25 protein-coding genes are annotated in these 25797 nt (G+C 68.3%); 5 read left to right on the forward strand and 20 right to left on the reverse strand.

Annotated features, from left to right (window positions below):
* Positions 1–8 precede the first annotated feature (8 nt).
* The 16 genes from fabG to L2Y94_RS07160 are packed head-to-tail and all read right to left on the reverse strand — an operon-like array spanning position 9 to position 13951.
* Positions 9–737, reverse strand: a complete 729-nt coding sequence (gene fabG, locus L2Y94_RS07085; protein ID WP_247373994.1) for a 3-oxoacyl-ACP reductase FabG — start codon at positions 735–737, stop codon at positions 9–11.
* A complete protein-coding gene (locus L2Y94_RS07090) occupies positions 734–1204 on the reverse strand; it encodes a hotdog family protein (RefSeq protein ID WP_247373995.1) in 471 nt (156 codons plus the stop codon). Before L2Y94_RS07090 ends, fabG begins: the two co-directional genes overlap by 4 nt.
* A complete protein-coding gene (locus L2Y94_RS07095) occupies positions 1201–2379 on the reverse strand; it encodes a beta-ketoacyl-ACP synthase (protein WP_247373996.1) in 1179 nt (392 codons plus the stop codon). Before L2Y94_RS07095 ends, L2Y94_RS07090 begins: the two co-directional genes overlap by 4 nt.
* Positions 2376–3095, reverse strand: coding sequence for a class I SAM-dependent methyltransferase (locus L2Y94_RS07100; RefSeq protein WP_247373997.1), 720 nt, complete (start codon positions 3093–3095; stop codon positions 2376–2378). Before L2Y94_RS07100 ends, L2Y94_RS07095 begins: the two co-directional genes overlap by 4 nt.
* On the reverse strand, positions 3092–3538 hold the full coding sequence (locus tag L2Y94_RS07105; RefSeq protein ID WP_247373998.1) for an acyl-CoA thioesterase: 447 nt from the start codon (positions 3536–3538) through the stop codon (positions 3092–3094). The genes L2Y94_RS07100 and L2Y94_RS07105 overlap by 4 nt, the downstream gene beginning before the upstream one ends.
* Entirely contained in the window at positions 3528–4481 is a 954-nt protein-coding gene (locus L2Y94_RS07110) for a lysophospholipid acyltransferase family protein (protein ID WP_247373999.1), read from the reverse strand. The genes L2Y94_RS07105 and L2Y94_RS07110 overlap by 11 nt, the downstream gene beginning before the upstream one ends.
* Positions 4474–5649, reverse strand: a complete 1176-nt coding sequence (locus L2Y94_RS07115; RefSeq protein ID WP_247374000.1) for an ApeI family dehydratase — start codon at positions 5647–5649, stop codon at positions 4474–4476. Before L2Y94_RS07115 ends, L2Y94_RS07110 begins: the two co-directional genes overlap by 8 nt.
* Positions 5642–5920 carry a phosphopantetheine-binding protein gene (locus L2Y94_RS07120; protein ID WP_247374001.1) on the reverse strand — a complete coding sequence of 93 codons (279 nt, stop codon included), beginning with the start codon at positions 5918–5920 and terminating at the stop codon, positions 5642–5644. Before L2Y94_RS07120 ends, L2Y94_RS07115 begins: the two co-directional genes overlap by 8 nt.
* Positions 5917–6702, reverse strand: coding sequence for a lysophospholipid acyltransferase family protein (locus L2Y94_RS07125; RefSeq protein WP_247374002.1), 786 nt, complete (start codon positions 6700–6702; stop codon positions 5917–5919). Before L2Y94_RS07125 ends, L2Y94_RS07120 begins: the two co-directional genes overlap by 4 nt.
* Positions 6678–7412, reverse strand: a complete 735-nt coding sequence (locus L2Y94_RS07130) for a beta-ketoacyl synthase chain length factor (protein WP_247374003.1) — start codon at positions 7410–7412, stop codon at positions 6678–6680. The genes L2Y94_RS07125 and L2Y94_RS07130 overlap by 25 nt, the downstream gene beginning before the upstream one ends.
* Complete coding sequence (locus tag L2Y94_RS07135) at positions 7409–8635, reverse strand: beta-ketoacyl-[acyl-carrier-protein] synthase family protein (protein WP_247374005.1); 1227 nt, start codon at positions 8633–8635, stop codon at positions 7409–7411. Before L2Y94_RS07135 ends, L2Y94_RS07130 begins: the two co-directional genes overlap by 4 nt.
* Positions 8635–9888, reverse strand: a complete 1254-nt coding sequence (locus L2Y94_RS07140) for a beta-ketoacyl-ACP synthase (protein WP_247374006.1) — start codon at positions 9886–9888, stop codon at positions 8635–8637. Before L2Y94_RS07140 ends, L2Y94_RS07135 begins: the two co-directional genes overlap by 1 nt.
* On the reverse strand, positions 9885–12284 hold the full coding sequence (locus L2Y94_RS07145; RefSeq protein WP_247374008.1) for an MMPL family transporter: 2400 nt from the start codon (positions 12282–12284) through the stop codon (positions 9885–9887). Before L2Y94_RS07145 ends, L2Y94_RS07140 begins: the two co-directional genes overlap by 4 nt.
* Positions 12281–12886 (reverse strand): LolA family protein, encoded by a 606-nt coding sequence (locus L2Y94_RS07150; RefSeq protein WP_247374009.1) that lies wholly within the window; start codon positions 12884–12886, stop codon positions 12281–12283. The genes L2Y94_RS07145 and L2Y94_RS07150 overlap by 4 nt, the downstream gene beginning before the upstream one ends.
* On the reverse strand, positions 12874–13674 hold the full coding sequence (locus L2Y94_RS07155; RefSeq protein WP_247374010.1) for a glycosyltransferase family 2 protein: 801 nt from the start codon (positions 13672–13674) through the stop codon (positions 12874–12876). Before L2Y94_RS07155 ends, L2Y94_RS07150 begins: the two co-directional genes overlap by 13 nt.
* A gap of 7 nt (positions 13675–13681) precedes the next feature.
* Positions 13682–13951, reverse strand: coding sequence for an acyl carrier protein (locus L2Y94_RS07160; RefSeq protein WP_144911021.1), 270 nt, complete (start codon positions 13949–13951; stop codon positions 13682–13684).
* A 421-nt stretch (positions 13952–14372) separates the two neighbouring features.
* On the opposite strand from L2Y94_RS07160, the gene L2Y94_RS21240 reads away from it, so the two are divergent.
* The gene (locus tag L2Y94_RS21240) at positions 14373–14507 is read left to right on the forward strand and encodes a hypothetical protein (protein WP_256452165.1); all 135 of its coding nucleotides are present in this window, start codon (positions 14373–14375) and stop codon (positions 14505–14507) included.
* 332 nt (positions 14508–14839) lie between these two features.
* On the opposite strand, the gene L2Y94_RS07165 is transcribed toward L2Y94_RS21240, so the two are convergent.
* Positions 14840–15943, reverse strand: a complete 1104-nt coding sequence (locus L2Y94_RS07165) for a Glu/Leu/Phe/Val dehydrogenase dimerization domain-containing protein (protein WP_144911018.1) — start codon at positions 15941–15943, stop codon at positions 14840–14842.
* Between the two features lie 198 nt (positions 15944–16141).
* Positions 16142–16483, reverse strand: coding sequence for a hypothetical protein (locus L2Y94_RS07170; protein WP_247374011.1), 342 nt, complete (start codon positions 16481–16483; stop codon positions 16142–16144).
* Positions 16484–16663: 180 nt separating this feature from the next.
* Between L2Y94_RS07170 and L2Y94_RS07175 the strand changes: the two genes are divergently transcribed.
* From L2Y94_RS07175 to L2Y94_RS07185, 3 genes are all read left to right on the forward strand, one after another.
* A complete protein-coding gene (locus L2Y94_RS07175) occupies positions 16664–17566 on the forward strand; it encodes an alpha/beta hydrolase (protein WP_247374012.1) in 903 nt (300 codons plus the stop codon).
* Positions 17567–17723: 157 nt separating this feature from the next.
* A complete protein-coding gene (locus L2Y94_RS07180; protein ID WP_247374013.1) occupies positions 17724–21176 on the forward strand; it encodes a methylmalonyl-CoA mutase family protein in 3453 nt (1150 codons plus the stop codon).
* Between the two features lie 181 nt (positions 21177–21357).
* On the forward strand, positions 21358–22203 hold the full coding sequence (locus L2Y94_RS07185; RefSeq protein ID WP_247374014.1) for a DUF3014 domain-containing protein: 846 nt from the start codon (positions 21358–21360) through the stop codon (positions 22201–22203).
* Positions 22204–22308: 105 nt separating this feature from the next.
* Here the strand turns inward: L2Y94_RS07185 and L2Y94_RS07190 are convergent, their stop codons facing one another.
* Both L2Y94_RS07190 and L2Y94_RS07195 read right to left on the reverse strand, forming a co-directional pair.
* On the reverse strand, positions 22309–23220 hold the full coding sequence (locus L2Y94_RS07190; protein ID WP_247374015.1) for a peptidylprolyl isomerase: 912 nt from the start codon (positions 23218–23220) through the stop codon (positions 22309–22311).
* Positions 23221–23349: 129 nt separating this feature from the next.
* Positions 23350–24774, reverse strand: a complete 1425-nt coding sequence (locus tag L2Y94_RS07195; protein WP_247374016.1) for an aldehyde dehydrogenase family protein — start codon at positions 24772–24774, stop codon at positions 23350–23352.
* A gap of 98 nt (positions 24775–24872) precedes the next feature.
* Between L2Y94_RS07195 and L2Y94_RS07200 the strand changes: the two genes are divergently transcribed.
* Complete coding sequence (locus tag L2Y94_RS07200; protein WP_247374017.1) at positions 24873–25760, forward strand: LysR family transcriptional regulator; 888 nt, start codon at positions 24873–24875, stop codon at positions 25758–25760.
* Positions 25761–25797 lie beyond the last annotated feature (37 nt).

Consider the following 25797-nt stretch of genomic DNA (forward strand, 5'->3'; position numbering starts at 1 on the left):
TTCGCGACTCAGCAAAGCCCGCCGTTCACGGCCAGCACCTGCCGCGTGATGTACCCCGCTTCGGGGCTCATCAGGAACCTGACCGCCGCCGCCACGTCTTCCGGCGTGCCGGTACGTTCCATCGGGATCGCCTTGAGGATGTGTTCCACGGGAACGTCCGGGTCGAGCATGTCGGTGTCGATGAGTCCCGGCGCGACGCAGTTCACCGTGATCTTCCGCTTGGCCAGCTCCACGGCGAGCGCCTTCGCCGCGCCGATCACGCCGGCTTTCGAAGCGCTGTAGTTGACCTGCCCGCGATTGCCGATCAGCCCCGACACCGACGTGATGCAGACGATGCGCCCTGCCGCGCGACGTCGGATCATGGGCATCGCCAGCGGATGCAGCACGTTGTAGAACCCGTCGAGATTGGTGCGCAGCACCGAGTCCCAGTCGTCGTCGGTGAGGCCGGGAAACGCGCCGTCGCGGGTGAGGCCCGCATTGCAGACCACGCCATAGTAGGCGCCGTGCGCGGCGACGTCGGCTTCCAGCGCCGCGGCGGTCGCGGCGCGATCGGCGATGTCGAACTGCACTATGCGACACGAGCGGCCGAGCGCGAGGATCTGCGCCTGCACGGCCTCGGCTTCGTCGCGACGGGAGCGGCAATGCACCACCAGGTCGTAACCCGCGCGGGCGAGGTCCAGGGCGATGGCGCGGCCGATGCCGCGGCTGGAACCGGTGACGAGGACGGTGTCGGTCATGGGGTGGCCTTGGGGTCGAGATGATTGCGGGGATCGAGGAAGGGCGAGGGATCGGGCGGACTGAACACGGTGAGCCGTGCCTCCGCCTCCACGCCGGGCGCGTCGATGCGGCAGACGAACGAACCCATGCCCTCGTCGTCGTGGAACGCGCGCACGGCGTTCACGCGCAACGTGGCCCCGAGCGGGAAAACGTCGACGTTCGCCCGGTAGGCGCGCGTGCCGAGCAGGAAACCCGGGCGCACGTCGCCACCGGCGGAAAGCACCTGGCAACCGTTCCAGGCGGCGATCGCCTGCGCCATCAGTTCCACGCCGGCCCAGGCGGGCAGGCCGGCGGGTTCCATGGCGAGCCCGCCACGGCGCACCACGCGCTCGCAGACGACGGTGTCGGCGTCCCAGGACACCACGCGATCGAGCCAGATCGTGCGGCCGGCGTGGGGAAGGAGTTGTTCGATGGGCCAGGAAGTCATGCGCTATGGGACAGGATGAGGCTCGCGTTGTTGCCGCCGAATGCGAAGGAGTTGCTCATGAGGTGCCGCCGGCCGGCGGGCAGGCGTGCCCCCTTCGCCACGAAGGCAAGCGGCGGAAGGGCGGGATCGGGGGTGCCGTCGTAGAGGTGCGGCGGCAGGCGGCGCCCGGCATCGGTAAGCGAGAGCCAGCAGAACGCGGCTTCCAGCGCACCGGCCGCGCCCAGGGTATGGCCGGTCAGGGCCTTGGTGGACGAGCACGGCACGGCGCGGTCGAACACCGCGTGCATGGCGTGGCTTTCCATCGCGTCGTTGTGTTCGGTGGCGGTGCCGTGCAGGTTCACGTAGTCGATCTCCGCGGCGTCCATGCCGGCCGCGGCGAGCGCGGCCCGCATGGCCTCGCTCGCGCCGCGCCCGTCCGGTTCGGGCGAAGACATATGGTACGCGTCCGAGCTGGCGCCGCCGCCGCTGAACGTCACGGGGCCCGGCTCGCGGGTCATCAGGAACACCGCGGCGGCTTCGCCGATATGGATGCCGCGACGCGCGGCGGAAAACGGCAGGCAGCGCTCCCGCGCGGTGGCTTCGAGGGCATGGAATCCCTGCATGGCCAGGCGGCACAGCGTATCGGCGCCGCCGCAGATCACCGCATCGCACAGGTTCAGTTTCAACAGCCGCCGCGCGGTGAGCAGGGCGCGCGCGCCGGAGGTGCATGCGGTGGAGATGCCATGGGCGGGTCCACCCAGGCCGAGCCATTCGGCGACGAAGGCGGCGGGCGCGCCGAGCTCCTGGTCGATGTAGCGATAGTCGCCGGGCCATGCGCCGGTGCGGCCGCGCGTGGCGATGCCGCGCGTGGCTTCCTCGATGCCGGTGGTGCTGGTGCCGATGACCACGCCGACGCGATGTGCGCCGAAGCGGCCGATGGCGTCGCGCACGTCGGCCTCGATATCCTGCACGGCCTGCATCAGCAGGCGGTTGTTGCGGTTGTCGCGATGCTCCAGGCCCGCCGGCATGGCCGGTAGCGGGTCGATCACGTCGCCCACGGGCATGGCCCGGCCCGGTACCCAGCCCTCGAGCCAACGCAGGCCGTGCGGCGCGGCGTCGAACAACGCCTTCGCCACCGCGGCCTTGCCACGGCCGAGGGAGCAGGTGACCCCGAGCGCGTTGAGGTACGCGGTCATGCGTCGATCGGCTTGCGCGCGGCGACGTTCACCAGGGTTTCCTCGCGCTGGCCCGGGGGCGGCGGCGCCTTGATGCCCCAGCGCTCGGCCAGGCCGAAGTCCTTCGAACGGCTCCACCACAGGTAGGGCAGCGACACCTGCGCATCGTCGAAGCGGAAACCGCGCCGGCGCAGCATGGCCATGTATTCGTCGGCGCTCTTCTGCACGTGCATCGGATGGCGGAAGAACCAGCGGATCACCCAGGTATCGATATAAGCCTTGGTGGATTCGGCGAAGAGCAGGATGCCGCCGGGCTTGAGCACGCGCCAGAATTCGTCGAGCGCGCGCTCCTGCTCCACCAGGTGATGGAAGGTCTGGTGGCAGAACACGATGTCCACCGAGGCGTCGGGCAGGTCGATGGCGGCGCAGTCGCCGACGATGAAGCGGGCATCGATGCCTTCGCGGTCGGCCTCCTGGCGCGACAGCGCGATGCTGTGCGGGTCGGCGTCGAGGCCGATCAGGCGATCCGGCGCGAAGGCGTCGCGCAGCAGGCGGAACGAACGCCCCTGGCCGCAACCCACGTCGAGCAGCGTGCCGCCGTGCGGTACCGGCTCGCCGACGAGGCGCTTGAGGTCGTTGATGGCCACGCGCAGCACGTGGTGCTGCCAGGTGTGCGTGCGCAGGAAGGCGAACCCGAGGCGGGTTTCTTCCACGTAGGTGGGGCTGGCGAACTTCATGTGGGGTCTTCCGTGGATCGGGCGAGGCGTTGCATCACGTCATCGACGAATACCTGCGGCGAGACGAGCTGCATCTCGCCGTCGGCGAGGCGCACCGCTACCTGGATGGTGCTGGCGCGGGTCAACCGTTCGCCGCTGGCGGCATCGGACAGGGTGTAGTGGATCTTCAGGCGGTTTTCCCACTCCACCAGCTCGGCACGCACGCGCAGGCGCTGGCCGAAGCGGGCCGCGCGCGCGTAGCGCACTTGCAGGTCGATGATGGGCCAGGCGTAGCCGGTGTCCTTCATGCGCACGTAGTCGTGGCCGATGTCCTCGAGCAGGGCGCATCGCGCCACCTCGAGGTACTTCACGTAGTGGCCGTGCCACACCACCTCGAGCGAGTCGACGTCGAAGAACGGCACGACGAGGTCGATCTCGACGGCGAGCATACCTTTAGCGCGCATGCGAAGCTCCCGGCACGGTGGGCCAGTACGAATGGAAATTGAACCACTGCAAGGGCGCCTCCAGGCAGCGCTCGGCGAGCCAGTCGGCGTAGCGCGAGGCGGCGGCCGACACGTGCTCGTCCCGCCGGCGACGGTCCCATCCGGCCGCGTCGTCGAAGCGGCGCAGGTGGATGCGATAGCGGCCGTCGCGCTTGAGGCAGCAGACGAGGTTGGTACGCGCGCGCAACATGGCCGCCATGAGCCATGGACCCTGCGGGAAAGGTGCGGGGACGCCGAGGAACGGTACGTACGTGCTGCGTGCCCCGTGTTCGGCCACGCGATCGCCCGCGATGGCCAGCCACTCGCCGCGATCGAGGCGTTCGGCCAGGTCGAGCATGGCCGAGGTGTCCAGGTCGCCCACGTGCATCAGGCGCAGGCGCGTGTCGCCGGATTCGCCCAGCAGCCGGTTGAAATGCGCCGCGCGCGGCAGGTGCATCAGCACGTTCAGCGCCACGCCTTCGCCGATCTCGGCCATGGCGCGGCAGACGTCGAGGTTGCCCAGGTGCGTGCAGACGAGGATCTGCCCACGACCGCCGCCGAGCAGGGCGTCGCGCACGCCGTCGGGGTCGTCCATGCTCACCGAGTGCAGGCGCAGCGCGCCGCGCCACACGTCGAAGCGGTCGAGCAGGCAGTCGCCGAAAGCCATGTATTGCGCGAAGACGGCACCGCGCGGAAACAGGTCGGAACGCCCGCTCCACGCGGCGAGGCGCCGCTGGTAGTCGGCCACGTGGCCGCGCACGCGGCGTCCGGTAAGGAAGAAGTACGACACGATGAGGTAGATCACCGGCGCCACGGGGCGTCGGCCGAGCAGGCGCACGAGCCAGGCCGTGAACTTCAGGCCGAGAAAGCTGCCGCGCTCGCGTCGCGCGGCCCAATGCGTGGCGTCCGCCATGGGCTCAGTCATCGCGCGCTTGCTCCAGTTGGAGATAGGCGGAGGAGTAGGGCGCTTCGGCGTCGCGATAGACGAAGTGCAGGCGGCGACGCACCGTGTCGTGGCGCAAGGCCAGTTCCACGGTGTCGCCCGGTCGCAGCAGGCGCTGGAATTTCAGCTGGTCGATGGCGCGGCAGGTGCGCGGCGTGCCCAGCCTCGGCGCGGCGAGGTCCAGGGCCCAGCCGATCTGCATCACGCCGGGAAGCACGGGCGCCTCGGGAAAATGCTCGGCGAAGCAGGCCAGGTCGAGGGGCAGCGCGATGCGCAGTACGTACGTGTCGCCGTCCTTCCATTCGTCGATCACGCTGGCGTTGGCGGGTAGCGGCGCCTGCAGCGTCGCGTCCACGTTCGCCGCCTCGGGCAGCGCATCGGCGAAACGCCACACCAACGGCGTGGACAGGGGATCGTCGCCCGCGGCGTGCTGTCCCAGTTCGTTCACCAGGCCCGCGCGGCCATGCCGAAGCAGGGCGATGCGCCCGGCCGGCGACAGGGCCACGACCATGCCGGGCCCCTGCTTGCCCGCGTAGCCGCCCGCGGCGCCCGCCACCCAGGGATGCGAACCGAGGCGGCGGGCAGCGGCGTTCATCGGGGCCTGGTTGATGCGGCGGCGCAGCCGCTGGCGGAAGACCCACTCGCCCACGAAGAGCACGCCCATCACGGCGTACGCCAGGATGCCGTTGTAGAACGTCCACCACGACAGGCTGGCCCAGGCGGCGAGCACGCCCGAGGCGATGCCGTTCGCGGCGAAGAAGATCACCCATACCCACGTCACCTTGCGCACGTAGGCCACCGCGACCGGGGGAAGATCGGGTTCGGTCACCCGCGCGATGCGTTCGATGATCGGCGGCCCGTATTTCAGGCTGAGGGCGAACGCGGCGAAAAGCAGGGCGCAGATGAGGCTGGGATACCAGCGCACCAGGTGCTCCTCGCCGCCCAGCGCCAGCACGGCGCAGTAGGCGAGCGTGATGCCCAGCATCCAGCCACCGCCGGGCCGGCGCAGCAGCGCGGGCGCGCGCACGAGCCAGAGACCGCCGAGGATCAGGCCGAACACCGGTGCCGACACGTGCTCGGAACCGAAGTACACGATGAAGGGATACAGCACGCCGGCCAGCACCAGCGCGAGTTCGCTCAGCTTACGCATGATGGCCTTGCGACTCCACGTAGAGGGCGAGACTGCGCACCGTCTCGAAATGGCGCCGCGCGTCTTTCGAATCCGAAGCGATCTTCAGGCCGTAGGTGGTCTGCAAGGCCAGCGCGAGTTCCAGCGCGTCCACCGAATCCAGCCCGAGCCCTTGCCCGAACAGCGGCTGGTCGGCGGCGATGTCGTCCACGGCCAGGTGTTCCAGCGAGAGCGTATCGATGATGAGTTGCGCGATGTCGCGTTCGAGCCCGCTTCGATCGGGTGTGTTCATCCCTGCATGTCCCCTGCGTAGAGATGGTGGAGGTGTTCGTTGAGGCGGCGCGAGGCGATCGGCGCGGGCGCGTCGCGATAGGCGGATACGTCGATGTCGTCGCCGACCCGCAGGTGCATGTGCACGCGCCGGTCCGGGATGCGGTACCAGGGTTCGGCCTTGGTGAGCGTGGTGGGTTCGACGCTGATGAAGACCGGCGTGACCACGCGCGCGCCGCGGACGGCGATGGCCGCCGCGCCGCGATGGAACACGGGAGGCCGGCCCGGCGTGGTGCGCGTGCCTTCGGGAAAGACGATCAGCGTCTGGCCGTCGCGCAGCACGTCGGCGGCGCGGTCGAGCATGTCGGCGCTACCGTCGTTGCTGATGTACTGCGCCACCGTCACCGGTCCGCGCATCCAGGGATTCTTCCACAGGCTGTGCTTGACCACGCAGTTGGCGTCGGGCACGTGGCCGAGCAGGAACACCACGTCGATCAGCGAGGGATGGTTGGCGACGATGAGCTGGCCGGGGCGGCCCAGCCGTTCGAGCCCCTCGAAACGGTAGGTGAGCACCCCGGTGCGGTACATGAATTGCGAATGCAGCCAGAACGCCCGGCCCACGGTACGCCGGGCGCGCTTGCGGCGCACCTCGGGCGGCCCCGGCCAGTGCAGCACCACGGGAAGGATGGCCACGCGCAGGAGGATGCCGCCGATGCCGAAGAAGGCGAAGGAGAGCGCGGTGAACACGAAGCGCCACGCCCATGCATCGCGGCGTGTCCTTACGCCAGGGGGTGCCATGTCCATCGTCGTGTCTTCCAGCGGTGCTCGAGGGACGCGCCGTCGTGCAGCGCGCGGACGAAACGCAGGGCGTGCGGTTCGGCGGCCGCCGTGGCACCGGTCGCATCGCCATGCAGGGACAGGCGCCAGCGCGTGCCGTCGCCCGGAACGTCGGCCGAAGCGATGCGGAGGGCGACCGCGTGCGAGAACGGCACGTCGTCGATCCAGCCATCGTAGGCGGGTGCGGGGCGCTCTTCGGCCACGGCGACGATCACGGCCGGGGCACCGTCGTCGAGCAGGCCGGCGGCTTCGACGACGGCATGCTCGAAGGTATCGGCTTCACCGGCGATGGCGACCGATTCACCCCGCTGCCCGCGCAGGATCGACCATTGACCGGCGATGGCGTTATGCACCGACAGACCGAACTGCGTCGGCGACAGCGGTGCCTCGCGTCCGATCTCGTCGAGCATGGCGAAGGTGCGCGTGGTTTCGCCGTGGCGCGAGGCGAACACGAACGGGAGCTGTTCGTCGTCGGCGCACAGCGGCCATGCCGCGTGCATCACGATGCGGGCGAGACGACTGAGCCGGCGCCGTTGCATCGGCGGCACGAAGGCGCAATCGGGCTGCTGGCCGTCTTCCGCGACGGTGGCGCCGCCCGCGGCCCAGGCGGCCCAGTCGCGGGCTTCCTCGATCCCCGGGGCCCAGGCCCGCCAGCGTTCGATGCGCAGGTCGATCACGCGTCCGGCTCCTGGTAGCGGCGAATCACCAGCGCCGCGCAGCTGCCACCGAAACCGAAGTTGTTGGAGAGCACGGCGTCGATCCGCGCCTCGCGCTCGCCATCGAGCAACGGCGCATCGACGAACGCGTCGTCCACGGTCGACGGATAGGCCGGCCCGAGCAGCACGCCGGTCTCCATCATGGCGATGGAGGCGATGGCATCGAGCGCGCCCGCGGCAGCCGGGGCGTGGCCGGTGAGCCCCTTGATCGAAGACATCCACGGCACCGGATGCCCGCGCTCGCCGAAGACGCGGCGCAACGCATCCCACTCGGCGAGGTCGCCCTGCACGGTGGCGCATGCGTGGGTGTTCACGTAATCGGGAAGGATCCCCGCCAGGTCGATCGCCTGGTGCATCGCCTCGGCCATGCCGTCGGCGTTGGGGCTGATCATGCCCTCGGGGTCGGAGGCCGCGCCGTAGCCGGCCATCTCGCCGAGGATGGCCGCGCCGCGCGCCAACGCGTGGTCGAGCGATTCGAGCACGAGCACGCCCGCGCCGCCGCCCAGCACGATGCCGTCGCGGTCGGCGGCATACGGCGTGGATACGCGTTCGCCGGCGACGCTCGCGGTGGACAGCGCGTGCATCACGTCGAAGCACATGGCCGCCTTGTCGTGCAGTTCTTCGGCGCCGCCGCAGACCACGATGTCCTGGCGGCCTAGCTGGATCAGTTCCATCGCCTGGCCGATGGCATGCGTGGCGCTGGTGCAGGCCGAGCCGACGGTGAACGCGCGACCGCCGAAACCGAAGGCCTGGATCATCGTGGCGCTCACCGCGCTGCCCATGCTCCGCGGCACGATGAACGGCGAAAGCCGCGAATAGCCCTTGGCATGGAACACGTCCAGCCCGGCTTCGTATTCCGACAACGCGGCGGCGCCGCCCATCACGATACCGACGTCGCGCTCACGCACGCGGGTTTCGTCGAGTCCGGCTTCCGCCAGGGCTTCGCGCGTGGCGTGCCAGGCGAATTCGGCCGCCTGCGGAAGATAGCGGCGCAGCTTGCGCGGCGGCGGTTCCAGCGCGTCGATATCGGCCGGCGCGGCCACGCGGCAGCGCATGCCCAGCGCGGCGAAGGCCGGCATGTCGCGAAAGCCCGCGCGTCCGGCGCGCAGGCCGTCGAACAGCGCGCGTCGGTTCGGTCCGAGGCAGGACACCGCGCCCATGCCGGTGACGACGACGCGACGCATCAACGCGGCGCCCTGAAAATGAGCGAGGTGTTGATGCCGCCGAACGCGAAGTTGTTGTTCATCACGTAGTCGGTGCGGATTTCGCGCCCTTCGCCGGTGACGTAGTCGAGCGCCGCGCATTCGGGATCGGGCGTGTCGAGGTTGATGGTGGGCGCGAACCAGCCGCGGCGCATCATCGCGATGGTCCACCACGATTCCAGCGCACCGCAGGCGCCGAGCGTGTGACCCACGTAGCTCTTCATCGAACTGATCGGCACGTCGATGCCGAGCACGTCGGCGGTCGCGTGGCTCTCGGCCACGTCGCCGCGATCGGTGGCGGTGCCGTGCGCGCTGACGTAGCCGATGGCGGAGGCGTCGAGGTTCGCATCGGCCAGTGCCATGCGCATGGCGGCCGCCATCGTCTCGCGGGTGGGCTGGGTGATGTGCACGCCGTCGGAGTTGGTACCGAAACCGACCACCTCGGCATGGATCGTCGCGCCGCGCGCGAGCGCGTGTTCGTAATCCTCGAGGATCAGCGTGACGGCACCTTCGCCCACGACGAGGCCGTCGCGCTTCGCGTCGAAGGGGCGCGGGGTGAGGTCGGGCGTATCGTTGCGCGTGCTGGTGGCGAACAGGGTGTCGAACACCGCCGCGCCGGGGCCGGACAGCTCTTCGGCGCCGCCGCAGAGCATGAAGGTCTGTTTGCCTTGCTGGATGGCCTCGTAGCCGTAGCCGATGGCCTGGCTGCCCGACGTGCAGGCGCTGGAGGTGGTGATGACGCGCCCCTTCAGGCCGAAGAACACGCCGACGTTCACCGCCGTGGTGTGCGCCATCATCTGGATGTAGCTGGTGGCGGTCACGCCCTGCATCGAGCCGGTGTCGAGCATGTGGCCGACGGTGCGCGCCGGTTCGATGCTGCCGCCCGACGAACCGTAGGCCACGCCCATGCGGCCGTCCCTGATCGCCGGATCGTCGAGCAGGCCCGCATCGGCGAGGGCGCGCTCGCTCGCCGCGACGGCGAGCTGGGCCACGCGACCCATCGAACGCAGGTGCTTGCGCGACCAGTGCGAGGGTATGGCGAAGTCGTCCACCGGGCTGCCGAGGCGGCCGTTGAGTGCGTCGAAGTAATCCCATTCGCCCATGCGGCGGATGGCGTTCCGGCGCGCCCGAAGGCGTGCCTCGATGGTGGTCCAGTCGTGGCCCAGCGGGGTGATGCCGCCGATGCCGGTGACGACGACGCGCCTTGGCGCGCGGGAAAGAGAAGTGTCGGTCATGCGTGGTTCCTCCCGGGGGCGCTCACCGGCGCGAGCAGCGCGGTGAAGCCGATGCCGAGGAGCAGGGTGAGTCCGAAATGTTTCAGCGCGGGCATCGTGCTGAGTGCGAGCAGGCCGAAGGAGAGCAGGGCGGTGACGGCCGACAGCAGCACGCCGGCGTAGGCGGCACCAGGACGATGCGCCGAATGCGGTTCGCCTTCGCGCAGGAAGACGGCGTAATTGGCGCCCACGCCGAGCACGAGCATCAGCGCCATCACATGGAACAGCGTCAACGGCTCGCCGAGGTAGCCGAGCGCCGCCACGCTGAACACGATGCCGGCGGCCGGCGGCAGCAGCACGCGCCAGGCGGCGCGAGGGCCATAGCGCCAGGCGAAGGCGGCGCCGACCAGCAGCAGGGCGCCGCCCAGCCAGAGGCTGGCGTAACCGCGATAGCGGCCGAACAGCGCGGTGATGCCGGCCGGTTTGTCGATCAGCGAGACGCCGGGGAGATCCTTCGCCAGCTCGCGCAGCGTCGCCACGTCGTCGTTGCCCTGCGGCAGCACGATGCTGGCGCGGTCCATCCAGAGATAGCGGAACGGCGTATAGGCAGGCGTGGCCTGCCAGTCGGCGAGAGTGAACGGGCTGCCGGGGTAGGCGTCGGCGTAGGCTTCGGCGGTGTCGGGTTTGAAGCCCGCCTCGCTGAGCGCTGCGCGTATCCGGCTTCGGCACGTCCGTTCGCCGATACGATCGGCTCCCACCCCTTCGGTAGGAAGGTCACTACCGGAGGGGTGGGAGCCGATCGTATCGGCGAAAGCCAGGTTGCAGGAAAGTTGGAGGTTTTCGGCCTGCCTTTTTCGGGAAGGCAGCATCGCCGTCATCCCGGTCCAGCCCACGTGCGCACGATCCAGCCGATCGGTCAGCGTTTCCTCCCGCTGCAACACCTCCTCGGCATCCGTCCCTTCCACCAGCCAGAACTGGCTGCCGCCGCCGAACCCGGCGATGCCGCGAATCACGGCCGCCTGTGCGTCCAGCGACGGCGGCGGTGAAATCAGCAGGTGGATGTCGTCGTCATGCCCTAGACGCAGCCAGCCGGGCACGGCGGCCACGGCAAGCACGGCGATGGCGAGGAGCGCGCGCCGCCCCGAGGCGATGCGTTGCCATCCCAGGGCGAGGCGCACGAGTGGCGCCGCCAGCGGCGCCCGCGCGGGTCGGCGCAACATGGCGGGCAACAGCCAGAACACGCTCGCGCAAGCCACCGCCATGCCCGCGATGGCGAATACCGCCATCTGCCTCAGGGCGGGAAAGGGCACCAGCGCGAGGAGGGCGTAGCCGAGCAGCGACGTGGCCAGGGCAAGCAGCAAGGCCGGGCGTACCTGGCGCACGCCACGCTCGGCGACCCATGCGTCGCCCGCGTTGGCACGCGCGCAGAGGTACTGGATGGAATAGTCCACCGCCTCGCCGAGCAGGGCCGCACCGAAGACCAGCGTGAGCAGGTGCAGTTGTCCGAAGACCAGGATGGTGATCGTGGTGGCGCCGATCACGCCGAGGGCCGTCGAAACGAAAGCCACGAGCAGTGGGCGCACCGAGCGGAAGGCGAACAGCAGCAGGGCCGCGATGCCCAGGGTGGACGCGATGCCCACCACGTGCGTGTCGCGTTCCGCGCCCGCCCTCGCCGCCGCGGCGTAGAACACGGCACCGGTGCGCAACAGGCGCGTGCCGGGATGCTTCGCGACGATGTCCCGTTCCGCCGTCTCCAGCGCGCCGAGCGACCGGCGCTGCACGGTATCGTCGTACGACGAGCCGGCGAGGTCGGCGATCACCAGCACGTAGCTGCCGTCGTCGCGGTGCGCGGTGAGCAGGTCGTCTTCCGGCACGAGCGAGCCGCCGTTCCAGGGTTGGCGATCGAGCCAGTGTTGCAGCCAGCCGAAGGGATCGTCACCGAGCGCCGGTCCCGTATTGGCGCCGAAGGGCTCGTTCAGGCGCCGCGTCAGCGCCCCGGCGGCGTCGAAACCGGGTGCGGCGAGGAGGGCACGGTCGGCGGGCGTCAGCAGATGGAAACGATGGGCCAGGAACGGCGTGACCAGCTGGTCGAGGTCGAACGACGGCAGCTCGGCGATGACGGATGTGAACGCGGAACTCTTGCCGAGCGCTTCGCCAAGCTCGCGCGCGGCGTCTTTCGCGGCCTCGTCGTCGGCATTCGCCACGAGCAGGATCATGCGGTCGCCGCTGGCCCGGGCCAGCCGCTCGACGGCGCGTTCCGCCAACGCGTTGCGCTCGGTGGACGGCAGCATGGCGAGCAGGTCGGTCTGCAGCGGGGACGCTCCGCGACCGAACAGCAACCAGGCGCACAACAGGCACATCCCCAGCGACGCGCACGCGAACAGTACGGCACGGGCCGAGGTCGTGAGGGACGTCATGGGATGCCGAGCAGTTTCACTTCGACGGCACTGGGCTCGCCCGCGTCGCGCGTGTTCGCGAACTGGATGCGCGTGGTTTCGCCGTTGGCCATGGTCACCTCGATGCCGTCGAGGAATTCGCCGCCTTTCAGCGCGATGTCCTTGAGCACGCGGGCTATGCGCGATTGCCTCGGCGTGAAGCGCAAGGTCCAGTGCGCGACGTCGCCGTCGGCGGCGATGTCGAACTGGCGCGCCGCCTCGTCGCTCCTGCCCGCGAGCAATCCCTGGAGCATGGCCGTGACCTGGCCGATGCCACGGTTCACGTCACGCACCCGTTGCGCGTGGCCCTGCGCATCCACGCGCGAGGTGCCGCCGGCCGTGAACACGAGCGTGTCGTCGTAGGGTTCGCGCGTGTGCCAGAACATGCCGTGGCCGACGGCGAAGAGCAGTTCGCCATGGCTGACCTGGGGCGCGGCCAGCGCGGGATTGTCGCGCGTCTGCGTGAAATCGGCCCGCACGGCCTGGTGCTTCGACAGATGGGCGAGCACGTCGTCGACCAGCGCCGGTGCGGCGTGCGCGTCGAAAGCGAAGAAGATGGCGAGCAAGGCGATCAGGCGGCGCATGCGGTGTCCTTGCGGCGAAAACGGCGAAGCACGAGGCCTGGCGCGCGTGGCAGCATGCCGAGCAGGAGGCGCGTGTGCATGGCGCTGATGCGCGCGTTGTCGCGCCACATGCGGAAGTGCGACAGGCCGTTCTCGGGGTAGATCACCCGCGTGGGCACGTTGCGCACCGGCACGCCGCGCCAGAAGAGGCGTACGGCGATCTCGGTGTCGAAGTCCATGCGCGCGGGAAGGGGCTTGCGCGCGATTTCCGCGCGGGTGGCGGCCAGCGGATACAGCCGGTAGCCGCACATGGAATCCTGGATATCGAACGACAACGTTTCCGCCCAGACGCAGGCATGCGTGAGGTAGCGGCCGTAGAGACGGGCTTTCGGCACGGAGTCGTCGTAGACCGGGCGCCCGCACACCATCGCCTCGGGCGCGGCGCGGCCCTCGGCGAGAAAGCGCGGCGCGTCGGCGGTGTCGTGCTGACCGTCGGCGTCGATCTGCAGCACGTGGCTGTAGCCCGCCTCGAACGCGGCGAGGAAACCGGCGGTGAGCGCCTTGCCCTTGCCGCCGTTGACCGGCAGGCGGATGAGGCGGAGATCGTCGCGTCCCGCGACGAGGGCGTCGAGGATGGTACGGGTTTCGGCGTTGGAGCCGTCGTCGACGATGATCACCGGCAGCCCGTGGGCGGCGAGCGCGTTCGCCGTCGCCGCGATGCTGCGACCGTGGTTGTAGATCGGCACCACCGCGCAGGGCGTGAACTGCCGCGCGGCGCTGCCCGTGCCGGACCTGCCCGTGCCCGTCATGAAAGGCTTAGCGCGCGACGAGCTGCTGCACCGTCGCGACCACGTCGCCGACCGTGCGCACGCTCTTGAAGTCTTCCGGCTTGATGCGGGTGCCGGTCATGTCCTGCACCTGGATGGCGAGGTCGATGGCGTCGATGCTGTCCAGCTCGAGGTCGGTGAACAGGTTCGCCTCCGGCGTGACCCGTGCCGGGTCGATCTCGAAGGTCTCGTGCAGTACCGAACGCAGGCGCGCCAGGACATCGTCGAAGGTGAAGGTTTCTGCTGGGATCGCGCTCATAGCTCGGTAAGTCCATTTCAGCCCCCGCGCCGGGCACCCGGCAGCCTTGCGGCGACAGCGGGCGGCACCGTCGCCGGAGCGACGAAGGTCGTGATCGATATATACGGTTGTGGCCGCCCCGTCGGCGGCATCCCCCTACCCAAAAGCATCGCGCAAGCAAAGTCTTACGCCATGCCGAGGGTGCCGGGAGTGTACCAGATCGCATGACCGGAAAGCCCGGGTCGACGCAGGTTCCTACCGTGCGGGTTTGCGTAAGCGGACACCCCGTCCGTGCCCGGCGGACACCGATGCCCGTCCGCGGACACCAAGGGGCATGCGGCGAAGCGCAAAAAACGGCGCCGTGACGGGCTTTCCGGCGCCCGACGCGGTTGGCACGGCGCATGCAATACCCCTGGCGAAACCCACCAAGAGGAATACCGTCATGAACGTCGAAACCTACCTGCTCAAAGGCCTGTTCGTCGCCGCCGTGCTGGCCAGCCTGCTGACCCTCAGCACCATGCTGGTGTCGCCCGCGCCGTTCGCCGGCTCGGCCCCGGTCGTCGAGGCCAGCCGGTGATGCCCTCACCTCTTGGAGACTGACCCGCCGTGTCCACGCGTAGGTCGATGGCGAAACCCTGTTCGTTCTCGGCGCGGTCAGCTTCCACGGGTGCGCTCCTGTTATTTCCGCGCGTTCCGCCCGACCAGGACGACGTGCTGCGCCTCCGCGTTCCATGATTTCGGGCCCTCGGCGTCGTTGAACCGCTTCACTTTCCCGAGTTCGCTCATCGTGTCTCGTCCTTGACTGGCACGGCGCGTGCGCGATGGTCCCTCATGGCCGAGTGACGTTCCGGCAAGAAAAAAGCCGCCGGATCGCTCCGGCGGCTTTTCGTCGCACGATGGCAAAGACGCTTACTGGCCGCGCATGCGACCCTGGAAACGCGGGGCGTTGTTGCCCATGTGCGGCAGGCGGATCTTGCCGATGGCGGCGATGCGCTCTTCGGCGACCCGGTCGGCGGCCTTGTAGGTGGGGATGCCGTCTCGCTTGGAGATCTCGAAGATGCGGCCGACGTTGTAGTAGATGGTGCGCATCATGCGCATCGCGCGCTCGCGGTTGTAACCGTCGATCTCGAGCGAAACGTTCATCACGCCGCCGGCGTTGACGGCGTAGTCGGGAGCGTAGAGCACCCCGCGACGGGCCAGTTCGTCGCCGATGGCATCGGTGGCGAGCTGGTTGTTGGCCGCGCCGCAGATGATCTTGGCCTTGATGCGGTCGATGGTCTGCTCGTTGACCGTGCCGCCCAGCGCGCAGGGGCTGTAGACGTCGGCGTCGACGTCGTAGATCTCGTCGAGTTCCACCGCCTCGCAGCCGAGTTCGTCGACGTAGCGCTGCACGAGGTCCTTGTTGATGTCGGTGATGAACACCTTGGCGCCCTGTTCGCGCAGCAGCTTGATGAACTCGCTGCCCACGTGGCCGCAACCCTGCACGGCGTAGCTGTACTTGCCCACGTCTTCGTTGCCGTGCTTGGCCTGCAGCGCGGCCATCAGGCCCTGCAGCGTGCCGAACGCGGTGAACGGCGAGGGATCGCCCGAACCGCCGTGCACCTGGTGCACGCCGGTGACGTATTCGGTTTCACGGAACACGTATTCCATGTCGTTGACGTCGATGCCGACGTCTTCGGCCGTGATGTAGCGGCCGTTGAGCGAGTTCACGAAACGGCCGAAGGCGCGGAACAGCGCCTCGGACTTGTCCTTGGACGGATCGCCGATGATCACGGCCTTGCCGCCGCCGAGGTTCAGGCCCGCGACGGCGTTCTTGTAGGTCATGCCGCGCGAAAGGCGGAGAACGTCGTTCACCGCGTCCTGCTCGCTCTTGTACGGCCACATGCGCAGGCCGCCCAGGGACGGGCCAAGCACGGTGTTGTGGATCGCGATGATGGCCTTCAGGCCGGCGTCCTTGTTGTGGCAGAAGACGACTTCTTCGTGTCCCGTGTTGGCGATGGTTTCGAAAATCATCGAACTCGAACTCCAGTTGCAGGCGGCAGCAGCCCGCCTATCGGGTGATTACCTATGGCGAAACGCCATGGGTCGGTGGTTGACCGTCCAAAAAAATCGCCCCGGCCGGTTCAGGGCGGGGGCGATGTGTCTTGTCAGTTGCGTAGTTTAACCCCGAAAAAGGGGGCGTGTAGGTGCGCCGCAACAACTCATGTTTTCTTAACGGTGCCAGTGGGGATCGCGCACCCAGGTCTCGCGCTCGATGCGCCAGCCGCGGCCGTAGGGGTGCCATACCGGCGCGCGGTAGACATAGCCCGGGCGATAGGCGTTCCAGCGGCCGCCGACCCACACGTAACGGCCGCCGTACCAGTTCCAGTAGCCGGGCGCCCACACGTAGCCCGCGCGCGGCGGCGGTACGCGTTCGAAGCGGGGCGGCGGCGGACGCGTGCCGACGGTGACCGACACGTATTCACGCGCGGCGGCGGGCGGGGCGAAACTCGCGGCGCCGAAGGCCAGGCCCAGGGCGGCCACGGCGGCAAAGGTGCGGGTAAGGCGCGTCATGGTGAATCTCTCCTCTGGATGTCCGCGGGTGCGGGCTCGGGCGCAAGAACGGGGCGCGGTTTCGTCGGGTTGACCCGACACGGGGTCGGGTGTTCAGCTAGGCGAAAGCGAGAGGCCGGATGAACCTGCGTCCGATGTCGCGCTCCCAGCCCTTGCCCGCCGACCTACACGCTCTCGCCCATGAAACCTCCCCGCCGCTTCGGCGCCCGCACCGTCGCGACCCTGCTCGGCATCCGTTTCGCCTATCGCTTCGGCGGCATCCTGGCGCCGTCGCGCACGGTGACGCATGCCGCGCGCGTGTTCCAGACCCCCTTGCCCAGCAGTCGGGAGCGCGCGGCGTACGCGGCCCAGGGCACGACGGCGCGGCGCGAAACGGTGAAGGTCGACGGAATATCCATTGCCACCTACGTGTGGGGAGACCCTTCCACCCAGCCTTACGTGTTGCTGGCGCATGGCTGGTCGAGCATGGGCCTGCGTTGGGAAAGCTGGGTGCCGCATCTTCTTGCGAAGGGATGGGCGGCCGTGGCCTTCGACCAGCCCGCCCACGGCCACAGCGGGGGCGACCTGTGCACCTTGCCCGACTTCGTGCGAACGGCGACGGCGGTGGGCCGGCATTACGGCGATGCACTGGGCGTGATCGCGCATTCGCTCGGCGGTGCGGCCATCACGCTGGCGCTCGACGACGGCTGGACGGCGAAGCGCGCGGTGTTGATCGCGCCGGCCGCCGATCCGCAGGCCGCCACGCGGCGTTTCGCGCGATTCGTTCGCTTGGGCGAGCATCTGCGGCCGGCGTTGCACGATAGCCTGTCGGCTCGCACCGGCGTGCCCATCGACGACCTCCACATCCAGCACCACGCGCCCCGGCGTCGGCAACCGGCGCTGATCGTGCACGACTGCTTCGACCGCGACGTGCCGGTGGAGGAAGGCGAGCTTTACGCCAGCCTCTGGCCGGGGTCGCAGTTGCTGAAGACGCGACGGCTGGGACATCGGCGCATCGTCGACGACGAGTGCGTGATGACGGCGGCGCTGGCGTTCCTGTCCGGCGTCGATCTCATCGGCGTCGATGAGGGCATGCAGGCCTGACACCCCTTCGGCAGCCGGTTTCTACCGGGGGGGGGCGGGCGCCGATCGTATCGGCGAACGAACGCCGGGTTTCGCTGCACTGCGTCAGAGCCGCCGAGGGCACCAGCGCTAGAATTGGCCATTCCCCCTTCCAGCGCCCGCGTTTTCCGGAGTTTTCATGAGCTCGCAGCCCAAGCACATCCCCGCCAGCCAAAGCGACGCGGAGGCGACGCCGTTGCGTTTCGTCACGGCGGCGAGCCTGTTCGACGGGCACGACGCGGCCATCAACATCATGCGCCGCATCATCCAGAGCCAGGGCGCCGAAGTGATCCATCTGGGCCATAACCGCTCGGTGGAAGACGTGGTGCGCGCGGCCCTGCAGGAAGACGCCGACGCCATCGCGCTGTCGTCGTACCAGGGCGGTCACGTCGAGTATTTCAAGTACATGGTGGACATGCTTCGCGAGCGCGGCGCGGGGCACGTGCGCGTGTTCGGCGGGGGCGGCGGCACCATCACGCCGGAGGAGATCCGCGAGCTCCAGGCCTACGGCGTCGAGCGCATCTATCATCCCAACGACGGCATGAAGCTTGGCCTGGCCGAGATGATCGAAGACGTGATGCTGCGCACGCGCCGCGCCCAGCAGGATCGCGTCGCGCTTTCGTTGGGCACGCCTTCCATCGACGACGAGATATCCATCGGCGCGATGCTGTCGGCGATCGAGGAAGATCACCTCGCGGCGGCCGACCTCGAACGGCTGCGCAAGGAATGGAAGCTCGCCGGCGGCAAGACGCCGGTACTCGGCCTCACCGGCACGGGCGGCGCGGGCAAGTCCTCGGTGGTGGACGAGTTGCTGCTGCGCTTCCTGCACGCGTTTCCGCGGATGCGCATTGCCGTGCTCGCCGTCGACCCCACCCGCCGCCGCAGCGGCGGCGCGTTGCTGGGCGACCGTATCCGCATGAACTCGCTGCGCAGTCCGCGCGTCTACATGCGCTCGATGGCCACGCGCCGCCAGCATGCCGCCACGTCGGTGGTGCTGCACGACTGCATCGATTTCCTCAAGGCGCAGTCGTACGACCTGGTGATCGTGGAAACCGCCGGCATCGGCCAGAGCGATTCGGAAATCGTCGATCTCGTCGACTTCCCCGTCTACGTGATGACCAGCGAATACGGCGCGGCCAGCCAGTTGGAGAAGATCGACATGCTCGACTTCGCCGAGCTGGTGGTACTCAACAAGTACGACAAGCGCGGTGCCGAAGACGCCCTGCGCGACGTACGCAAGCAGTGGAAGCGCAACCGCACGGCGTTTTCGCTCACCGACGAACAGGTGCCGGTGTATCCCACCATCGCCAGCCAGTTCAACGATCCGGGCGTGACCTGGATGTTCTCCAACCTGTGCCGCCTGTTGCGCGAGAAGCTCTCGTTGCCGGGCGCCGCCTGGACGCCGGAGGTCGATACCGCATTGCGCGAGCCGCGCGCCACGGTGCTGATCCCGGGCAGTCGCGTGCGCTACCTGGCCGAGATCGCGGAGCAGGGGCGTGGCGTCAACGCGTCCATCGGCAAGCAGGCCGAAGCGGCCAGCAAGGCGCAGCATTACTACGAATCGCTCAAGGACATCGGCGACGAAGCGCTGCCGCGTGCGTTCGACCTCTACGACCATGCGCTGCTCAACGTCGACGGCGACCGTTCGCTGTCCACCTTGCGCCAGCGCTACAACGAGAGCGTGCGCGAACTGACCAGCGAGGCGATCAACCTGCTGCGCGAGTGGCCGGCGCGTTTCGAGTCGGTCACGGCCGAGTTCAACGAATACACGGTGCGCGACAAGACCATCCGCGTGGAGAACTACCGCGAGTCGCTCAGCCACCAGAAGATCCGCAAGGTCTCGCCGCCGAAGACGAAGGACTGGGGCGAACTGCTCTCCTTCCTCATGCGCGAAAACCTGCCCGGCCACTACCCGTATACCGGCGGCGTGTTCCCGTATCGCCGGGCCGGTGAGGATCCCACCCGCATGTTCGCGGGCGAGGGCACGCCCGAGCGCACCAACCGCCGTTTCCACTATCTCTCGCTGGGCGGCGGTGCGGCGCGCCTGTCCACGGCGTTCGATTCGGTGACGCTCTACGGCGAAGACCCCGCGCCGCGCCCGGATATCTACGGCAAGATCGGCAATTCCGGCGTGTCCATCGCGACGCTCGACGACATGAAGAAGCTGTATTCCGGCTTCGACCTGTCGGCCCCGTCCACCTCGGTGTCGATGACCATCAATGGGCCCGCGCCGATCATCCTCGCCATGTTCATGAACACGGCGATCGACCAGAACGTCGAGAAGTACCTCAACGAGGACGCCTCCCGCTGGGAGGCGGTGAACGCGCGCATCGCCGAGCTCTATCCCGACGGCAACCGCCCCCGTTACAACGGCGAGCTGCCCAAGGGCAACGACGGCCTCGGCCTGGGGCTGCTCGGCGTGTCCGGCGAGGAAGTGGTGGACGCCGAAACCTACGCGCGCATCAAGGCGTACACGCTCGCCACGGTGCGCGGTACCGTGCAGGCCGACATCCTCAAGGAAGACCAGGCGCAGAACACCTGCATCTTCAGCACGGAGTTCGCCCTGCGCATGATGGGCGACATCCAGCAGTACTTCGTCGACCACAAGGTGCGCAATTTCTATTCGGTGTCGATCTCGGGATATCACATCGCCGAGGCCGGTGCCAATCCGATCAGCCAGCTCGCCTTCACGCTGTCGAACGGGTTCACCATCGTGGAGTACTACCTCGCGCGCGGCATGAAGATCGACGATTTCGCTCCGAACCTGTCGTTCTTCTTCTCCAACGGCATGGATCCGGAATACACGGTGATCGGCCGCGTGGCGCGCCGCATCTGGGCCCGCGCGATGCGCGAGCGCTACGGCGCCAGCGCGCGCAGCCAGATGCTGAAGTACCACATCCAGACCTCCGGCCGTTCGCTGCACGCGCAGGAGATCCAGTTCAACGACATCCGCACCACCTTGCAGGCGCTCTATGCGCTGTTCGACAACTGCAACAGCCTGCATACGAATGCCTACGACGAGGCGATCACCACGCCCACCGAGGAGAGCGTACGCCGCGCGGTGGCGATCCAGCTCATCATCAACCGCGAGTTGGGCCTCAACTTCAACGAGAATCCCTGGCAGGGCAGCTTCGTCGTCGATGAGCTGACCGACCTGGTCGAAGAGGCGGTCTACAAGGAGTTCGAGGCGATCAGCGAGCGCGGCGGCGTGCTCGGCGCGATGGATACGATGTACCAGCGCGGCAAGATCCAGGAGGAGTCGATGTACTACGAGCAGAAGAAGCACGACGGCTCGCTGCCGCTCATCGGCGTGAACACCTTCCTGCCCAAGGACCACGGCGGCGAGATCGCCACGGAGATCGAGCTGATCCGTTCCACGCCGGAGGAGAAGGGCCAGCAGATCGACAACGTGAAACGCTACGGCGCGGCCCGCAACGGCCTCGCGCCGGACAGCCTGCGTGTCCTGCAGAACACCGCGCGCGAGCGTCGTAACGTGTTCGAGCAGCTGATGGAGGCGGTGAAGAACAACAGCCTGGGCCAGATCAGCCACGCGTTGTACGACGTGGGCGGCGAGTACCGACGCAACATGTAAGAGCTTCGCCGATGCGATCGGCTCCCACCCCTTCGGTAGCCAGTCCGCCGAAAGCTGGCTACCGAAGGGGTGGGAGCCGATCGCATCGGCGAAGCGGACTCGCGACATCGCCAGGTCAACCTTGAACCATCGCCGCCGTTCGTAGTCCCATGGGGGTTGGTCCAAAGCGGAGTGCGTTGTCTTGAGCAGTCAGTCGTCGGGTTCGAAGTGGGTGGCGGGTTTGCTGGTGGTCGCCATCCTCGTGGTGGCAGGTGTCTTCGTCTATCGCGAGAAACAGGCGCGCGAAGCGGTTGGCGCGCCGCCGTTCGCGAACGTGGCGTCCTCGTCGTCCGCCGCGACCGCCGCCCGCGATGCGTCGCCGCAGCATCCCATCGAGACGCCGGCAGGCGCATCCACGGCGGCCTTGCCGCCGCTCGACCAGAGCGACGACGCCGTGTTGTCGGCGTTGCTGGCGATGTCCGGTGACGGTGCCCTGAAGTCGCTGTTGCGGCCCGAAGCGATCATCCCGCGCATGGTCGCCACCATCGACGCGTTGCCCAAGCACACGATCGGCACGAACGTGCTCCCCATGCGTACGCCGACCGGCACTTTCCAGGTGCAGTCCGCTGACGGCATGTTCGTGGAGTCGAAGAAGAACTACGCGCGTTACGACACCTACATGTACGTGGCCGACCGCGTGCCGGCGAAGGCGGCTGCGGCCTGGTACAAGCGCAATTACCCGCTATTCCAGCAGGCGTATCGCGACCTCGGCACCGAGGGTTATTTCAACGACCGGCTCGTCGAGGTGATCGATCACCTGCTGGAGGCGCCCGAACTCAAGGGCGCGTTGCAGTTGCTGCCCGAGAAGCAGGGTTACGTGTACTCGAACCCCGCCTACGAGCAGCTTTCGGTGGGTCAGAAGTTCATGGTGCGCGCGGGGCCGGAAAACGAGGCGAAACTGAAGGAGAAGCTGCGGGCATTGCGCGAGGCGATCGTGGCGGATGCGCCGGCGGCGGCTTCGACGGTGGAAACGGCGCCGGTGGATTGAGCCGCTTCGCTTCGCGGCTTTCGCCGATACGATCGGCTCCCACCCCTTCGGTAGCGGGCTTTCCTACCGAAGGGGTGGGAGCCGATCGTATCGGCGAAAGGGCGCTCAGGACTTCTTCGACGGATCCCGCACCGGGACGTTGATGTTGCACAGGTCGATCTTCCCCGCCGGTCGCGTATAGAAATCGTCCTTGCGATTGCGCTTGGCTTCCACGAGGGCCGCGAAGGTCTTGCTGTCGGTGCGCAGCACCTGGATCGGCGTGCGCTCGGCCTCGGGCACGTCGGCCGCGAGGCGCACGCTGCGGATCGTCACGCGCTGCTCGGGCTTGTCGTAGAAGCCCATCGGCTCGCCGCCGCGCGGGTAGGCCGAGAGAAGATCCATGCCCTTGAGCACCTTGCCCGCCACCGCGAGGTTGCGGTCCAGGTTGCGCGGCGCCTGGCCGATGATGGCGTAGAGCGAGCTGCCGTTGCCCGTTTCCGCGCCGGTATCGCGGGCCACGCCCACCGTGCCGTAGCAATGCGCGATCCACGCCTCGCCGGCCTTCGCGTCGCGAGCCACGGGAAAGCCGTCGGAGAAGCCCACTTCGGGCGCGTAGACGTCGCCGTCCGGCAAAGGCGTGAACGCATACTTGCCGCCCTTGCGGGTGAATTCCGGCGGTAGCGTTTCCTTGGCCGAGCCCAGGCTCTTGGCCTTCTTCTTGTCGTCGCCGTCCGGGTCGCCCCACTGGGTGACGAAGTTGTCCTGCACGCGGATCACCTGCGTGCCATCGAAGTAATGCTCGCGGATCAGCGTGCGGATGTTGGCGGCGTGTTCGGGCGACCAGTCCTGGGCCAGTTCGATGACGACGTGCCCCTGCGGGAGATCCATGTAGACGAGGTTCTTCGGATCGGGTGTGCGCCATTCGGCGGGCGAGGACTTCGCCAGCAATTCCTTGGGCGTGGGCGTCTTCTTCGCTTCGTCCGCGAGGGCGGGCAGGGCGAGCAGGAGGGCGAGCGCGAGACAGGTACGGGCGAGCATGGGATCCCCTGGGGTGAATGCGTCGTGCGACCTTAGCAGAGCCTCGCGCGGGGCGCTCTGCTGCCCCGTCGCTTGCGACGGGATGGCAAGGCCGTATCGCGGACCCTGTCCGCGAATCGAGGCTTGCCGTTACACCGCGAGCCCGAGGATGGCCTTGGGTTCGAGATAGGCTTCGAGGCCGAACTCCCCGTATTCCCGCCCCAGTCCCGATTGCTTGAACCCGCCGAACGGCGCCTTCGGCTCGTGCGTCAGCGTGTTGACCAGCACGCGGCCCGCGTCGATGCGCGCCGCCACGCGCGCGGCGCGGTCGATATCCGAAGACATCACATAGGCCTGCAAGCCATAGGTCGTGTCGTTGGCGATCGCGATGGCGTCTTCCTCGTCGTCGTACGCGATGATCGACAGCACCGGCCCGAAGATTTCCTCCCGCGCGACGGTCATGTCGTTGCGCACGTCGGTGAACAGGGTGGGCCGCACGAGCCAGCCTCGGTCGTAACCGTCGGGGCGGCCCTCGCCACCGGCCAGCAGGCGGGCGCCTTCCTCGATGCCCTTGCGGATGTAGCCCTGCACGCGTTCCCACTGCTTGCGGCTCACCATCGGGCCGACCTCGGTGTCCGCCTTCGACGGATCGCCGGAGACGACGGCATTCACCACGTCGGTGGCTTTCGCCTCGAACTCCGCGAGGCGCGAGCGCGGCACGAGGAGGCGCGTGCCCGCGATGCAGGCCTGTCCGCTGTTCATGAAACCGGCCATCACGGCCATCGGCACGGCGGTGGCGAAGTCGGCATCGTCCAGGATCACGCTGGGCGACTTGCCGCCCAGTTCCAGGGTCACCCGCTTCACGTCGTCGGCCGCCGCGCGCAGGATGCCCTTGCCGACGGCGGTGGAACCGGTGAACGAGATCTTGCGCACGTCGGGACTGCCGACGATTTCCGCGCCGACGACGTCGCCGCGTCCGGTCACGATGTTGTACACGCCGGCGGGCGCCCCGGCTTCGTGCAGGGCCTTCATCACCACGCTCGTCTGCAACGCGCTCATCTCGCTGGGCTTGATGACGGCGGTGCAACCGGCCGCCAGCGCCGTGGCGAGCTTGCCGCAGATGAAACCGGCATCGCTGTTCCAAGGCGTGATGAGCCCCACCACGCCAGCCGGCTGCATGATGACGCGCGCACTGCCGAGGCGCCGTTCGAACGCGTAGTTTTCGAGGGTATCGATGGCCTGCAGGAATACCTGCGCGGGGAACTGCGCCATCCAGCGCGAACGCGCCGACGGCGCGCCGTATTCCTCGATCACGGCCGCCAGCAGTTCGTCCTCGTGGGCGAGCATCGCGTCGTGCATGCGGCGGAGCAGGGCGACGCGCTCTTGCACCGTGGTGCGCGACCACGCCGGAAAGGCGCGCCTTGCCGCGGCGATGGCAAGGCGCGCGTCATCCGCGTCGGCAAGACGTACCGTGCCCAGGAGGGCCTCGGTGGCGGGATTGAACAGTTCGAAGCGCTCGGTGCCGTGGGGTTCGACGAAAGCGCCATCGATGTAGACCTGGTCGATGCTGTGCATGGGCTTGCTCCGGTAGGGGGACATTTCGAAGGATGTGGCCGGACGATTGGCCTGATAAGCTGCACAAAACAGAATGGGGCGTTAAGTAGAGGCGGACAATGCGCAGCGGACTTACCGAACTCGAAGCCGTACTGGCCGTGGCGCGCCATGGCAGCTTTCGTCGCGCCGCCGCTGAACTGGACATCTCCACGTCGGCCGCCAGCCAGGCCGTGGCGGCGCTGGAATCCCGATTGGGAGCGCGCCTGTTCCATCGCACCACCCGCAGCGTACGGCTCACGGAAGCCGGGGAACGTTTCGTGGCCGATGTCGCGCCGGCCGTGGCGGGCATCCGGGGAGCGATGGAACGGATCGGCGACGACGGCGACGCGCCCCGCGGAACCTTGCGGATCAACCTGGCCCCCGGCGCAGCGCGGCGGCTGATGGGGCCCTTGTTGATCCCCTACATGCAGCGGTATCCCGGCGTGCACGTCGACCTGGTGACCGACAACCGCCTGATCGACATCGTGCGCGACGGCTTCGACGCGGGCTTCCGCACGCTCGACACCGTGCCCGGCGACATGGTGGCGGTGCCCTTGGGCGCGCCCATCCGCTATGCGGTGGTCGGCTCGCCGTCCTATTTCGCGAGTCACGGACGGCCGCGAAGCCCGGCTGATCTGAGCCGCCACGCCTGCATACGCGCGCGCATGGCGTCCGGGCATATCTATCACTGGGAATTCGAAAAACACGGCGAGGCGGTCACCGTGGAAACCTACGGCCCCGTGACCCTCGATGAACCCCATTTGATGCGCGAGGCGGCCCTCGCGGGACTCGGCCTCACCTACCTGAGCGAATACGACGTGGTGGATGCCCTGGCCGAGGGGCGGCTGGAACGCGTGCTGGACGACTGGACGCCGCCCTTCGATCGCCTTTGCCTCTACTACCCCGGCCGTCGCCACGTACCGGCGGCGTTGCGTGCCCTGGTGGACCTCATCCGGGAAACGGGCTGAAAACGCATGGGCCATGGGTCATGCACAACCATCCGGC

It is taken from the genome of Luteibacter aegosomatis, from assembly GCF_023078455.1.
Lineage (GTDB): Bacteria > Pseudomonadota > Gammaproteobacteria > Xanthomonadales > Rhodanobacteraceae > Luteibacter > Luteibacter aegosomatis.

What these genes read in the sequence shown, in the direction of transcription:
- L2Y94_RS07135 (WP_247374005.1), bottom strand. Translation starts at nt 8,635, where the DNA reads ATGCGTCGCGTCGTCGTCACCGGCATGGGCGCGGTGTCCTGCCTCGGA.
- L2Y94_RS07120 (WP_247374001.1), bottom strand. Translation starts at nt 5,920, where the DNA reads ATGAACACACCCGATCGAAGCGGGCTCGAACGCGACATCGCGCAACTC.
- L2Y94_RS07145 (WP_247374008.1), bottom strand. Translation starts at nt 12,284, where the DNA reads ATGACGTCCCTCACGACCTCGGCCCGTGCCGTACTGTTCGCGTGCGCG.
- L2Y94_RS07160 (WP_144911021.1), bottom strand. Translation starts at nt 13,951, where the DNA reads ATGAGCGCGATCCCAGCAGAAACCTTCACCTTCGACGATGTCCTGGCG.
- L2Y94_RS21240 (WP_256452165.1), top strand. Translation starts at nt 14,373, where the DNA reads ATGAACGTCGAAACCTACCTGCTCAAAGGCCTGTTCGTCGCCGCCGTG.
- L2Y94_RS07110 (WP_247373999.1), bottom strand. Translation starts at nt 4,481, where the DNA reads ATGACTGAGCCCATGGCGGACGCCACGCATTGGGCCGCGCGACGCGAG.
- L2Y94_RS07180 (WP_247374013.1), top strand. Translation starts at nt 17,724, where the DNA reads ATGAGCTCGCAGCCCAAGCACATCCCCGCCAGCCAAAGCGACGCGGAG.
- L2Y94_RS07170 (WP_247374011.1), bottom strand. Translation starts at nt 16,483, where the DNA reads ATGACGCGCCTTACCCGCACCTTTGCCGCCGTGGCCGCCCTGGGCCTG.
- L2Y94_RS07150 (WP_247374009.1), bottom strand. Translation starts at nt 12,886, where the DNA reads ATGCGCCGCCTGATCGCCTTGCTCGCCATCTTCTTCGCTTTCGACGCG.
- fabG (WP_247373994.1), bottom strand. Translation starts at nt 737, where the DNA reads ATGACCGACACCGTCCTCGTCACCGGTTCCAGCCGCGGCATCGGCCGC.
- L2Y94_RS07140 (WP_247374006.1), bottom strand. Translation starts at nt 9,888, where the DNA reads ATGACCGACACTTCTCTTTCCCGCGCGCCAAGGCGCGTCGTCGTCACC.
- L2Y94_RS07090 (WP_247373995.1), bottom strand. Translation starts at nt 1,204, where the DNA reads ATGACTTCCTGGCCCATCGAACAACTCCTTCCCCACGCCGGCCGCACG.
- L2Y94_RS07100 (WP_247373997.1), bottom strand. Translation starts at nt 3,095, where the DNA reads ATGAAGTTCGCCAGCCCCACCTACGTGGAAGAAACCCGCCTCGGGTTC.
- L2Y94_RS07200 (WP_247374017.1), top strand. Translation starts at nt 24,873, where the DNA reads ATGCGCAGCGGACTTACCGAACTCGAAGCCGTACTGGCCGTGGCGCGC.
- L2Y94_RS07195 (WP_247374016.1), bottom strand. Translation starts at nt 24,774, where the DNA reads ATGCACAGCATCGACCAGGTCTACATCGATGGCGCTTTCGTCGAACCC.
- L2Y94_RS07165 (WP_144911018.1), bottom strand. Translation starts at nt 15,943, where the DNA reads ATGATTTTCGAAACCATCGCCAACACGGGACACGAAGAAGTCGTCTTC.
- L2Y94_RS07190 (WP_247374015.1), bottom strand. Translation starts at nt 23,220, where the DNA reads ATGCTCGCCCGTACCTGTCTCGCGCTCGCCCTCCTGCTCGCCCTGCCC.
- L2Y94_RS07095 (WP_247373996.1), bottom strand. Translation starts at nt 2,379, where the DNA reads ATGACCGCGTACCTCAACGCGCTCGGGGTCACCTGCTCCCTCGGCCGT.
- L2Y94_RS07115 (WP_247374000.1), bottom strand. Translation starts at nt 5,649, where the DNA reads ATGCGTAAGCTGAGCGAACTCGCGCTGGTGCTGGCCGGCGTGCTGTAT.
- L2Y94_RS07155 (WP_247374010.1), bottom strand. Translation starts at nt 13,674, where the DNA reads ATGACGGGCACGGGCAGGTCCGGCACGGGCAGCGCCGCGCGGCAGTTC.
- L2Y94_RS07125 (WP_247374002.1), bottom strand. Translation starts at nt 6,702, where the DNA reads ATGGACATGGCACCCCCTGGCGTAAGGACACGCCGCGATGCATGGGCG.
- L2Y94_RS07175 (WP_247374012.1), top strand. Translation starts at nt 16,664, where the DNA reads ATGAAACCTCCCCGCCGCTTCGGCGCCCGCACCGTCGCGACCCTGCTC.
- L2Y94_RS07105 (WP_247373998.1), bottom strand. Translation starts at nt 3,538, where the DNA reads ATGCGCGCTAAAGGTATGCTCGCCGTCGAGATCGACCTCGTCGTGCCG.